This is a genomic window from Changchengzhania lutea (genome assembly GCF_006974145.1).
Classification (GTDB): Bacteria; Bacteroidota; Bacteroidia; order Flavobacteriales; family Flavobacteriaceae; genus Changchengzhania; species Changchengzhania lutea.
Map to the genome: position 1 here is coordinate 1,237,944 of NZ_CP039456.1, position 13,098 is coordinate 1,251,041.

The window sequence follows — 13,098 nt, forward strand, 5'->3', positions numbered from 1 at the left end:
ATTTAAATCATAGATTACCCATTCTTTATTATTTTTACCGTTACAACCGCAATTGTTTATGAGTTCATCTTTTGAAAAGCACCAAAAACGCAGACTAATTTCTTCTTACTTCTCAGTAGTACTGAGCATTGCACTCGTGCTTTTTCTGTTAGGTTTGTTAGGGATGCTCGTGTTAAATGCCAAAAAAGTTTCCGATCACTTTAAAGAGCAAGTCGTGGTGACCATCTATTTAAAAGACGCTGCTAAAGAGGTTGAGACCAAACAGCTTGAAAAAAGTTTAGCGATGGCAGATTATGTAAAATCCACGGAATACGTGTCAAAAGAGAAAGCGGCTGAATTTATGAAAGCTGAAAACGGAGAGGACTTCATGGATTTTGTCGGGTATAATCCACTACAAAACTCTATTGATGTCCACTTAAAAGCAGACTTTGTAACTTCTGAGCATCTAGAAACCATTTCTGCAGAGGCCTTAAATAAAAACTTTGTAGATGAAGTCACCTATGATAATGACTTGGTAAACTTGATGAATGACAACGTTAAAAAAATTAGTTTTTGGGTGCTTGTCATTAGTAGTATTTTTACACTTATAGCGGTATTACTTATCAATAGCTCTATCAGGTTAGCAGTATATTCAAAGCGTTTTACCATTAAAACGATGCAAATGGTGGGTGCTACGAAGCAATTTATAAGACGTCCATTTGTTTGGCAAAGTGTAAAATTAGGCATGATAGGTGCTTTTGTTGCGCTTTTAGGCATGGCGATTGTTTTATATTATTTGGATCAAACATTTACAGATTTGGGCCTTTTAAGCAATCCTTTTTTAGTTGTAGGCTTATTCCTTTTTATATTTGCTTTAGGCATCATCATCACATGGATTAGTACACATATCGCGACGCAACGGTTCTTAAACTTGAAAACCGACCAATTGTATTATTAGTTGTTGGTTGTTGGTTGTTGGTTGTTGGTTGTTGGTTGTTGGTTGAAAAAGCATAAATTAGAATTAGATTAACACAATTATTTTAAATAATTCATTTAATTTGCACCAATCTATTCTACAAAAGATACCATGGGAGAGAAAAAACGAAAAGAAGTCACCAAAAGCATCTTTGTCTTCGGAAGAAAAAATTATAAATTCATGTTTATTGGATTAGCTTGTATAGCCCTTGGGTTTATATTAATGTCCGGTGGTGGCAGTGACGATCCTAATGTATTCAATCCAGATATTTTTAGTTTTCGCCGTATTCGTTTAGCACCAATGATGATTCTTATTGGTTTTGGTATTCAGGTGTATGCCATTTTATTGAATCCAGATAAGAAATCTTAGGCTATTTCTTTAGCAAATTTTAAAGCCATTTTCTTTACATAACCGTATCCATTCTGAATAGCATCTTCTAGTGAATTTGCTCTTTCCATAACAGCATCTATATAAGAAATCCCAAAAACTTGAGCTTCATTATTAGAAAGTGAAATGCTCCCACACAAAGCAGCTACAGCAATGTTTTGTTTTTTAGCAGAAGCTATAACCCCATCAATTGTTTTTCCAGAAAGCGTTTGCGAATCCAGTTTACCTTCACCCGTAATAATCCAATCGGCATCTTTAATTTTAGCGTCAAAATCAACTAAATTCTTAACTAAATCAATTCCAGATTTCAATTCTGCATTTAAAAATACTAAAGCACCTGCTCCCATTCCTCCTGCAGCTCCTGCTCCTTTTATACTTTGAACATCCATATTAAATTGCTTTTTAAACAGCATTGATATATTTTTCAATCCTTCATCCAACTCTTTAATTTCATCTTCAGATGCTCCTTTTTGCGGCCCATAAACAAATGCCGCTCCATGTTCTCCGTATAATGGATTTGTTACATCACAGGCTACTTTAAAATCAATAGATTTTAATGAGCCAATAACATAATTGCTATTAATATTATTTATTCTTGATAAGTTCTTTCCAATCGCTTTTAATTCTTTACAATTTATATCTTCAAATTTATAACCTAAAGCGGTTGCCATTCCCATTCCACAATCGTTTGTAGCACTACCTCCAATCCCTAAGATAATGGTTTTAGCACCTTTATTGATGGCGTCCAAAATAAGTTCTCCTGTTCCTAAAGTGGTCGTGTTAAAACAATTCTGTTCTTCCTTTTTTAGAAGATACATCCCAGAGGCCTCCGCCATTTCTATAAAAGCCGTTTTTATGGAATTCATATAAAGGTATGATGCTTCAATTTCTCTAAATAGCGGATCGTTAACATTCACTGTAATACGTTTACCTTTTAAGTGGTATTCTAATATTTCAATAGTACCATCGCCCCCATCGGCTAGTGGCAGTTTAACTATTTTAGCATCGGGCAAAAGCGCCTTAACACCCTCTTCAACTGCATTACAAAATTGAGTCCCTGTTAAAGAGCCTTTAAACTTATCTGGTGCTAGAACTATTTTCATCTGCTAAATCTTTAACTTAATAATGCTGGTAGAAAATAACTAAGAATCAAAATAAACACAAAAAATGCAACAAGAATATAAACTTCTTTTATCATGAAATCTTTCTTTGTTATTTTGACGTTAAAATTAGAAATCTTTTTAATTTCCGTTTTACTTGTTAAAGCACTAACACCATAAGCGACTACTAAAGCTATAATTACACCCGTAAAGTTTAGCCATATCCAAAAAATATGAATTCCTAAATCGATATGAAATAATTCTTGAATGGTTTTTGAAAACACTAAGTTGATAAGTACTGCCGAAATAATAGCAGCGTTCATACCTATATGATTGACTTTTTTTGAAAAGAATGCTAAAAAGAAAGTCACTAATACCGGACCGTAAAATACAGAACCAATGGCATTTATAATTTCTATTACCGCACTTTTACTTCCACCAAATAAAAAGGCGCTAGCAATACAAACAGCACCCCAAAAAACGACTGAACCTTTTGAAATGAACATGTATTTCTTGTCAGTTAGTTTTACTTTACCTCTATTAAAGAAATCTTCGACTGTTACCGCAGAAAGAGAATTTACCGTAGAACTTAGAGAAGACATTGCTGCAGAAAGTATTCCAACCATCAAGACACCAATAAGCCCGTGTGGTAAATATTTCATAATAAAAACAGGAATCATTAAATCTGGTTTAACACCATGAGCTGCATATTCATCAGGAAAGTATTTTTGAGTAGTCATAGCAATTTCTTCAAGAAAATCTGGTGCTAGAGTAATCAAACCTCCTATTACTAAGCCCATAATACAGTATATTAAAACCACTGGAAATCTTAAAAGCCCATTAGCCAATAAAAGCGTTCTTATTGTTTTTTCATCTTTTGCAGATAACAACCGTTGCGCTTGTGTTTGATCGCATCCATAATAAGAAGCATATAAAAAGAACCCTCCTAATACCATTGGTAAAAATCCGTATTCATTTCCTTCTCCTATACCTAAATTAAAATCGATAACATTTAACCGTTCGGGATTAAATCCTTCGGCTAAACCACCATGACTTTGTAAAAGTGACCAACCAAAACCTAAGCAAATAATCAAGCCAACAAATAGAATAATCATTTGTATTGCATCACCCCATACAACAGCTTTCATCCCGCCTTGCCAAGAGTAAATAATAGTAATGACACTTATTATTAATATTGTATAAACAAAGTCAATATCTAAAACCGCTTGTAAAATAATGGCAATAGTGTACACCATGACACCAGTTGCTAAAGCCCGACTCAATTGAAAAACAATACTTAAAACTAATCTTGTTGAAGAACTAAAACGTTTTTCGACAAACTCATAAATACTTACAACTCCTGAGCGAAATAATGGTGGTATAATGACAATCATTATAAAAATCATGGCAAGTGGAACCGCTAACTCAAAAGTTAACCATTTCATGCCACCTCCTAATTTAATTCCTACGAAAGCTGGAGCTGATATAAAACTAATGGCAGACAACTGTGTTGCCATAGTTGATAAACTCAAAGGAAACCATCCCATACTTTTGCCTCCTAAAAAGTAATCTTTAGAATCTTTATTATCCTTAAAAAAGAATCCCATACCTAAGAAAAATATAATATAAAATATGACGATACTATAGTCTAGCCAATTCATAATTTTAAGTTTTAGTATTTAGTTTGTTTTTTAATTCTGGTTTTGCTTTTTCAAACCATTCATCTTTTAGAATACTCAATAAAATGATATCCGCTCTCCCCTTACCATTTATAGCAGGAATAAAATTTCGCAACACCCCTTCTACTTTACAACCCACACTTTTCATAGCGGCTATACTTATTTTATTTTCGGCATGTGCACCAAAACCTATACGCTCTAATTCCAACGTTTCAAATGCAAATTGAAAGAGTAAATATTTACAGCGTTTATTTAATCCTGTCCCGCGAAAATCTTTTCCGTACCATGTATGTCCTAATTTAATAGTTTCTAATTCAGATGAATAATCATAGAATCTTGTTGTTCCGGCATATTGCTTCTTACTTTTATCAAAAACTACAAAAGGATATTCTTTTTTATGCTTTTTTTTATAAACAGTTGAAGATATATAATTAGTTAAGTTTTCTAAACCATCTCCTTTTTCAAGAAAATATGTCCACAAATTGTGTTCTTTTGAAATATTTAACAAATACTCAATATGTTCTATTTTAAGAGGAATTAGCTTTACATAGCCATCCTCTAAAACATAATGCTTTGAGTAATCTAAATGTGACACTTGTATCTAACTTTCAATTAAATCAATCAATAAGGCAGCACTCCAAGAAAAATTATTCCCACCATAACCTGCATTTCCATTCTGGTGCATGTCTTTTCTTGAATCAAAATATTCGTAAAAACCGTTATTATTTACAATAGCAATAGTATCTTGCTTAACACGCTCTGCAATTTCGCTATAACCATATGCCTTTAATCCTTTAAACAGCATCCAATTTAAATTAACCCAAACAGGACCTCTCCAATATTTTTTTGGATTGAAACGTTCACTGGTAGGATCAAAAGAAGCACATAAATATTGATGTTCCCCTCCAAACTTATCCATCATAACTTTTACCATAGATGCTGCTCTTTCTTTACTTGGAATACCAGCATATAATGGTGAAAATGATGATGATGATAAAAATCGGAGCGCTCTTTCATTACGTAAATCATAATGTACATATGCACCAAGTTCTTCATCAAACAACTTGCTGTTAAACGAATGAATACTTTTTTCTTGCCATTGCTTTAGTTGACTTACTTTTTCATCGTTACCTAACTTTTCATATAAGTTGATTAAACTCTGATTAGACTTAATCAACATGGCATTAAATAGTGGGTCTTGCACCAAAAATGGTGATAGCTCTGCTATTTTTACGTCACTATAATTGTGTTCTTTTGCTATATCTATGATATATAAATAGTGGTCATATTCTCTTTTTGATGGTCTCTCTGAAGCATCAACGTGCGTCGTATCCCGCCTTTCAAAAGTGTACTCTGGCGGATTCATGGTATCCCAAATATCATCCCAAATGGGTGAATTATCAGTACCAGATTCCCAATTATGATATATATAAACGAGCCCTTCGTTTTGAGGGTCTCTGTTTTTATAGAAATACTCATGATTATAGTAAACCTTATCAATAGCCTTTTCAATAAACTTTAAAGTTGCCTCTTTGTCTTTACTGATACGATACATTTCTTCTAACACAAAACCTGTTACAGGAGGTTGTGTCATGCCTGTTGACCTGTGTTTTTTTGAGGACTGGGGATGTAAATCAGATCGATGAAAATCTGGTCCAGGAAAATATGTATCGGTCTCAGTATGAAAAATAATATGTGGTATAAAACCATTACCCCATTGTGCATCCAACAAAGTCTCAATTTCTCTTTCGGCCTTTAGCATATCAAAATGAGCAAACCCAATAGCAATTAAACCTGAATCCCAAAACCATTGGAATGGATATAGGTTAGCGCAAGGAATACTAAAACCTATCTCATTTTTCCAATTACCATTAAGTACCTCAATAGCTTTATTTTTTAATATGTTCATACTTTTTATACTTTTTTTTAAAAAACCCACCACTAACACTTAACTGTGTAAGTGATGAGTTAATTAATCAAACTAATCAATATAATTTAAAAACTGAATGTTGCTGTTAAGAAGAATCTACGTGGTAAAATAGGTCTTCCGAAGAAAAACTCTGCGTCACCAGCTTGATTTACATTTCTTGGATCCCCTTCAGTAACCCCTTCATCATTAAATAGATTGAATACAGAGAAACCGAGTCTTAATGTATCGTCACTATCTTCATTATCTCCCATTTTAAACATATACCCAGCTCCAATACGTGCAATAGAAATGGCATCTAATTCTACTGTATTGTTATCAGCTGCAAATTTATTTCCTGTATGATTTAAAGAGAACAATGCATCAAATTTATTATCATCGAAATGCACGCCTAAGCTTCCTAAAAAGTTAGGTTGTCTTGCTAATTCATTCCCTTCATTAGTTGTAGAAGACGTATTGTTAGTTAAATCTGTAGAAACATTTTTTGAAATCTCATGATCTTGATAAGTCCCTGTACCTCTCAAACTAAAGTTATCAGCAAAACTCCAATCAAATGACGTCTCTAAACCAATAGTTCTAGTGCTTTGTTCCGATCTTGTTAAATCAACCAATGCACCACTTACAAATCCTTGGTCTATTTTAATTCTATCAGTTAATCCTACATAATAGGCCGCTAAAGACCCTTTTAATTTTGCGGTTCCTAATTTTGCCCCAACTTCAAATTGAGTGATTTTTTCTGAATCATATTTACTTCCTGTAACACCAGAAGCTATAGGCGTAAACCCTCGTATTTGAGGAAAAAAGAAGCCTCTAGAAAAGTTAGCATATAAGTTGACAGGTTCACTAATTTTGTATAAACCAGCCAAAGACACGGCCCAATCTGTTGCACTAACATTAGCTCTGGTAAAACTACCATCTGCAAAGTTAACGTTTGCTAATTCTGGTGTTAAAGTAGCATCATCATAAACTTGACTTTCTACAATGTTTCCATTACTAAAAGTTCCTTCTGTATTTTCTATTCTTAATCCAACATCAAAACGCCATTTATCAAAAACCATCTCATCTGTTAAATAAAAAGCAGTTTTACTTTGATATAAAAACTTGTTTGAAGTCATACCAATTCTGTTATAAAGGCCTCCTGTTGAAAACGTAACATCATTTCCGCCAGTATCAACATAACTTAAGTTTACTAATTGAGGATTGTTGTTAAACTCAGACAATACTCTATATTGATAGTTAACATCTTCTGCCTCAGTACGTGCTAAATAAACACCTCCCGTAATATTGTGTGTTCCGTTAGTCACCTCTAAAGTTTTAGTTAATGAAGCTTCTCCAGAGTAATCTGTCATAGGGCGTAATCTATCTACATGTAAATTGTCTACAACTAAATCAGACCCGTTAATTGCAGCCGATGTTCCTTGGTATTGAGCGGTAAACCCTAAATTGTCTGGTGCAACATTACTAACATAATCATTTAAAGTAATAGGGTTATTATTGTCTCCATTACCTCCAACATATAATGCAAAATTATGCTTATAATTTGCATACTTAACTTTCGATTTAAATTTTAAATCATCAGAGAAATTATAATTAAAGTCCGCCATTAAGTATCCACCTTGCGTGAAAACCCCATCTTCAATTGGACTTTCATAAACACCTCCTGGAGTTAAGAAAGATGTATTGGCTAATTCTCCAGACAATAATTGAGATACATCTTCACCATCATTACCGGCAATTCTTTTTCTGTTTCCATCTAAAGGAAGTGGTAAAAAGAATTGTGCTTTATCATTAATAAACTGACCATGGACTGTAAGCGATCCATTTTCAAATTTCTTTTTGATATTAGCTCTAAACTGAACACCTTTTGTTGGCAATCCTGTTTCAATTGGACCGTCATCTTTTCTAACAAAACCAGTAAATGCATAGTATGTATTAGAACCTTCTCCTCCTAATTTTCCACCAGTATAGAAGTCAGTTTTTAAGCGTCCTTTATCCGCCCATTCCACATTAATAATGTTTTCATCATTGGAATCTCCAGTTTTACTTGTGTAGTTAATAATACCAGCAACCGAACCAGCACCATATAATACAGCAGCACCACCACGAACAAATTCAACACCTTTAAATCCTATATCTGGTCTTGCGTATACATCATGAGCAGAAGAGTTTAATCCAAACGTACTCATTAATGGCATACCATCATATTGAAGCGGGTTAAATACATATTGTCCTCCAGAAGGTAACCCTCTTACAAATACATTCGTAGCAGTTTCACCACCACCACCTTCAGCAGTAATACCTGGAATACTTCTAATGATATCGGCTTGACTATTTGCAGAAAGCTTGGTTATTTCTTTTTGCTTTATTGAACTGATTGACATTGGTGTCTCCTTTTGAGATCTAAAAGTAGCAGAAGCAGTTAATACAACTTCATCTAAAGAATTACCACCCTCTGCCAATTCAATTTGCAAAGTAATTGGGGATCCATCAAGTGTTACTGTTTTTTCTTGAGTCTCATATCCTAAATAAGATATTTTAACAGTTTGAACCCCTGTTAGATTTGTTGAAAAACTAAAGTTTCCATCAAAATCTGATGTTGCACCTGATGTACTTCCAACTACAAGTAAGTTTGCTCCAGTAATTGGCACACCAGCTTTGTCTTTAACGGTTCCTGATATATCCGTTTGTGAAAACGTCACGGAAATGCTAAATACGCATAATAATGTAAAAATAATTTTTTTCATAATACTTAGAATTAGTTAACTTTTAATCAAATTTATGGGCATATGCACAATAAAAGTTCTAAAAAATTGTCATATTTTTATGCAAACGTTTGCGGGAACGTTTGTTTTTTACATTTATACATAATAAAATTTACACATTAAGATGAAAAATGAAGTGGTTACCCTAAAAAAATTAGCACAAATGCTTGACTTATCTACTTCTACAATTTCGAGAGCACTTAATGATCATCCTGATATTAGTGAATCTACTACAGAGAAAGTAAAAAAACTAGCAACAGATTTAAACTATGTCCCTAATATATTCGCAAAAGGGTTTAGGCGGCACAAAAGCAATATCATAGGTGTTATTGTACCTAGTATAACACATTATTTCACTACTACTATCATTAGGAGTATTCTTGAAGAAGCAGCACTAAAAGGGTATCGCGTCATTATTTCTGAATCGAATAATGATATAAATAAACAATCGGAAATGCTAAATACCATGATACAGTTTGGAGTTGATGGCATTTTGATGTCACTTTCAAAAATGACTCGTAATGTTGAAAGTGTTTTAAAAATAGCCAATACCATTCCCTTAATTTTATTTGACAAAGTGTCTAACAAAATACCTTGTACGCAGGTAAGGGTAAATGATGAAGAGGCTGCTTTTAATGCCATTGAACATTTAATTAATATTGGTAAAAAAAGAATTGCCATTATTAAAGAATCTGAATTTTCATATAATTCTGAAAAACGATATACGGGATATTTACGAGCACTCAAGGAGCATCAAATTCCATTAGACGATAAAATAATTTTAAGCTGTGAGGATATTAATATGGAACAAGGAAAAATATTAACCAATATATTGCTGAATCTAAAAGAAAGACCAGATGCTATCTTTGCCATTACAGATAGTGCCGCCATAGGAGTAATTAAAATATTAAAAAAGTATAATGTGAACATTCCAAAAGAAATTGCTGTAGTGGGATTCAGTAATTCTTCCCACTCTACAGTTATAGAACCTCAACTAACTACCGTCGATCAACCGGGAAATAGAATAGGAAAAACTGCCGTTAACTATTTAATTGAAGAAATAAATGCCACGGGTGAAACCATAATGAATAAAACCATTGAAATAAAAACCAATCTTATTATTAGAGAATCTTCTTTTAAAATTTAAAATATCCTATATAATCAAGTATTCCTATATCTATTTTAATATTTTTGCCTCATGGAAATAATTGACGCTATCATTCTAGGCATCATTCAAGGACTCACCGAATTTTTACCGGTATCATCAAGTGGTCATTTAGAAATTGGCAAAGCCATTCTTGGCGATAACTCCGTTCCAGAAGAAAGTTTGCTGTTTACCGTAGTCCTTCATTTTGCGACAGCACTAAGCACCATGGTTGTCTTTAGAAAAGATATTTTGGAACTCTTAAAAGGGGTGTTTAAATTTGAATGGAATGACGATTTACAATTTGTTTCTAAAATTGCGATATCCATGATTCCCGCTGTGATTGTCGGATTATTTTTTGAAGATCAACTGGAGCAACTTTTTGGTGACAATATTTTACTAGTGGGCTGTATGCTCATTGTTACGGCTATTCTATTATTTCTTGCAGATAGAGCCAAAGACACCCAAAAAAAAGTATCCTTTTCAAATGCCTTTATTATTGGTATTTCACAAGCTGTGGCGATGCTTCCAGGAATTTCTAGATCTGGGGCAACCATATCGACCTCTGTATTGTTGGGAAATGATAAAACCAAGGCAGCTCGATTTTCATTTCTAATGGTGGTTCCTTTAATATTTGGTAAAATTGGAAAAGACATTTTTAGTGGGGATCTTAGATATGATAGCACAAACTTCACCTCATTATCCATTGGTTTTATTGCTGCTTTTATTGCTGGTTTATTTGCTTGTACATGGATGATTGCATTAGTTAAAAAAAGTAAACTCTCCTACTTTGCTATATACTGTGCCATAGTTGGTACTGTTGCTATTATCTTTTCATTATTAAATTAAGATGAAAACCGTCGAAGATTATCTTTCAGGTCAAGTACTCCTCATAGACAAACCATTAAAATGGACTTCCTTCCAAGTTGTAAACAAGTTGCGCTGGGAAATACGGCAACACTTTAAAATTAAAAAAATAAAAGTAGGTCATGCCGGAACTTTAGACCCTTTGGCTACGGGTTTGCTGGTGATTTGCACAGGCAAAATGACAAAGCAGATTGACACCTTTCAAGGACAGCTAAAAGAATATACAGGCACTTTTGTTTTGGGCAGCACCACACCTTCTTATGATTTGGAGACCGAAGTTAACGGCACTTTCCCCGCAGATCACATTACAGAGGATTTAATTCATAAAACAACAGCGCTATTTATTGGAGAGATTCAGCAATATCCACCTGTTTTTTCAGCACTGAAAAAAGATGGCAAGCGTTTATATGAATTCGCACGAGCTGGTGAGGATGTAAAAATAGAGCCAAGAACCGTGCACATCCAAGAATTTGAAATTACAAAAATTGACGGGTTACAAATTGATTTCAGAGTGGCTTGCAGTAAGGGTACTTACATCCGTTCTTTAGCTTATGATTTTGGGAAGGCTCTTAATTCAGGTGCACATTTATCAGCCTTACGGAGAACAAAAATTGGCGATTTTAATGTGGAGAAGGCTGAGACTATTGAAGGCTTCATTAACGGGCTTAACAACCTTATTACATAATTTTACGTATATTTCATATACAAACATCAAGAATATTATTAGATTTTGAACTTTACAGATCAACATAAAGCCGTATTACTCACGTTTCTTATCTCCGGAACGGTAGTACTTTCTGTGTTCAATTTTAATCTAAAACAGAAAAATACTTTTGAATCTGAAAGCTACTATCAAGTAGAACCAGAACAAGAATTAACGGAAGAAGATATTAAAGTGCTCGAAGCCTTGGAACAATTAAATGCAAGTAAGGCCGAAACCAATCAGGCCTTTAATGAAAGTCAAGATAAAAAGCATTTTGCACAAGCCTACAAACCCATTGCCCCTCCCGAAGACTTTAAACCCGCTACACCAAGTGAAAGTGATGAAGGAGACAGCGCTAACACAAGTATACCTCCCAAGGACATACATGAACCCGCTATAGATGAAGCCGATATCTCATCTTTTAGTAAGGTTAATGATTTATTGAAAAAGCAACAAAGTGAGGGTGTCAATAAAAAAAGTACGATACGCTATTCCTTAGTTGGAAGAACACATCAATTCTTACCAACGCCTGTTTACTTATGTGAAACTGGTGGTAAAATCGTCATTAATATTACTGTTAATTCCAGAGGAAAAGTGACTGACGCCTATGTCAATTCATCCTCAACATCATCTAATGAATGTTTGAAAGAACACGCCTTGGAATATGCAAATAAATCAAAATTTAGTGCGGATGCTTCAAAAGATACGCAGCTAGGGTCTATAACGTTCTATTTTATTGGCAAAAGCTAGTTTCTAATTGACAAAATATGGCAGTCATGTCCTCAATTACATTCTGCCCTTTGTTTTGATTGTACCAATGCTGTAAATCCTCCTTAAAATCTGGCGTTAAAACACCATGTAGCGCTTTAAACCTTTTCACAAAATGAGTAGCTTCAGAAGGTCTAGGGCCAAAGGTGTTTACAACCTCACCAGAATCATTATCCACTAATAATACTTTAGGTACGGAACGACTACCGTTAGTTAAAAAAGCATCCATAAGTTCTGGATGCTCATCACGAAGTACGACCTTAAATTCAATATGAGTATTTAATTGGGCTATTTTATTAAGTACAGGCAAAACATGTGCCGCATCACCACACCAGCTCTCCGAAATGACCAACATGGTAATAGGGGCGTTAACAGACTGTATTTTAGCCTTGGCATCATCACTAACCTTAAGCGTTTTATCCCAGCGATTCATACGCTTGTCGTTCATTTTTGTGTAATTAATTAAGTCTTCGGTTTTTTCAAGACCTGTTGTAGAATGCGTCTCAGCCAGCCTCTTAACCAACTCTCTATAGGCTTCGTAAGATATGCCTTGTTCTAATCCTTTTTTTATATAACCTTTCATGTGCTTCTATTTATTGTTTTCTATTGTCACATCTAACAATCATTCTTATGTGTGACTATATATTTAGTCATGGATGTTTCATCTCCCTTAATTTAACAACACAAATTTTCACGACAAATTTAGTATCTTGGTATTGAAGTTTAAATGACATATGTCATACTTTAAACAAAAAACTTACAACCTTAATTGTTCGTGGTTTTATAGTTACGTTTTATAATTTACA

General features: G+C 33.9%; 12 protein-coding genes. 6 read left to right on the forward strand and 6 right to left on the reverse strand.

From position 1 onward, the window contains the following. Positions 1-58 precede the first annotated feature (58 nt). Positions 59-937: a cell division protein FtsX gene (locus FAF07_RS05850; RefSeq protein ID WP_142784223.1), complete on the forward strand. Its 879-nt coding sequence runs from the start codon at positions 59-61 to the stop codon at positions 935-937. A 129-nt stretch (positions 938-1,066) separates the two neighbouring features. Continuing rightward, positions 1,067-1,324 (forward strand): DUF3098 domain-containing protein, encoded by a 258-nt coding sequence (locus tag FAF07_RS05855; RefSeq protein ID WP_142784224.1) that lies wholly within the window; start codon positions 1,067-1,069, stop codon positions 1,322-1,324. On the opposite strand, the gene FAF07_RS05860 is transcribed toward FAF07_RS05855, so the two are convergent. From FAF07_RS05860 to FAF07_RS05880, 5 genes are all read right to left on the reverse strand, one after another. Next, positions 1,321-2,445, reverse strand: coding sequence for a glycerate kinase (locus tag FAF07_RS05860; protein WP_142784225.1), 1,125 nt, complete (start codon positions 2,443-2,445; stop codon positions 1,321-1,323). The genes FAF07_RS05855 and FAF07_RS05860 overlap by 4 nt on opposite strands. A gap of 11 nt (positions 2,446-2,456) precedes the next feature. Beyond that, positions 2,457-4,103, reverse strand: coding sequence for a sodium:solute symporter family transporter (locus FAF07_RS05865; RefSeq protein WP_142784226.1), 1,647 nt, complete (start codon positions 4,101-4,103; stop codon positions 2,457-2,459). 4 nt (positions 4,104-4,107) lie between these two features. Beyond that, positions 4,108-4,716, reverse strand: a complete 609-nt coding sequence (locus FAF07_RS05870; RefSeq protein ID WP_317130336.1) for a GNAT family N-acetyltransferase — start codon at positions 4,714-4,716, stop codon at positions 4,108-4,110. Between the two features lie 6 nt (positions 4,717-4,722). Further along, positions 4,723-6,030: an MGH1-like glycoside hydrolase domain-containing protein gene (locus FAF07_RS05875; protein WP_142784228.1), complete on the reverse strand. Its 1,308-nt coding sequence runs from the start codon at positions 6,028-6,030 to the stop codon at positions 4,723-4,725. An 86-nt stretch (positions 6,031-6,116) separates the two neighbouring features. Beyond that, the gene (locus tag FAF07_RS05880) at positions 6,117-8,792 is read right to left on the reverse strand and encodes a TonB-dependent receptor domain-containing protein (RefSeq protein WP_142784229.1); all 2,676 of its coding nucleotides are present in this window, start codon (positions 8,790-8,792) and stop codon (positions 6,117-6,119) included. A 142-nt stretch (positions 8,793-8,934) separates the two neighbouring features. Here FAF07_RS05880 and FAF07_RS05885 point away from each other — a divergent pair, with 142 nt between their 5' ends. Genes FAF07_RS05885 through FAF07_RS05900 form a run of 4 tightly spaced genes read left to right on the forward strand, consistent with a single transcriptional unit; the run spans position 8,935 to position 12,274 of the window. Then, positions 8,935-9,957 (forward strand): LacI family DNA-binding transcriptional regulator, encoded by a 1,023-nt coding sequence (locus tag FAF07_RS05885; protein WP_142784230.1) that lies wholly within the window; start codon positions 8,935-8,937, stop codon positions 9,955-9,957. Positions 9,958-10,008: 51 nt separating this feature from the next. Further along, positions 10,009-10,803 carry an undecaprenyl-diphosphate phosphatase gene (locus FAF07_RS05890; protein WP_142784231.1) on the forward strand — a complete coding sequence of 265 codons (795 nt, stop codon included), beginning with the start codon at positions 10,009-10,011 and terminating at the stop codon, positions 10,801-10,803. Between the two features lies 1 nt (position 10,804). Continuing rightward, entirely contained in the window at positions 10,805-11,506 is a 702-nt protein-coding gene (gene truB / locus FAF07_RS05895) for a tRNA pseudouridine(55) synthase TruB (RefSeq protein WP_142784232.1), read from the forward strand. A 45-nt stretch (positions 11,507-11,551) separates the two neighbouring features. Further along, positions 11,552-12,274, forward strand: a complete 723-nt coding sequence (locus FAF07_RS05900; protein ID WP_185956528.1) for a hypothetical protein — start codon at positions 11,552-11,554, stop codon at positions 12,272-12,274. Here FAF07_RS05900 and FAF07_RS05905 read toward each other — a convergent pair. Beyond that, a complete protein-coding gene (locus FAF07_RS05905) occupies positions 12,258-12,875 on the reverse strand; it encodes a thioredoxin family protein (RefSeq protein ID WP_142784233.1) in 618 nt (205 codons plus the stop codon). The genes FAF07_RS05900 and FAF07_RS05905 overlap by 17 nt on opposite strands. Positions 12,876-13,098: the final 223 nt, after the last annotated feature.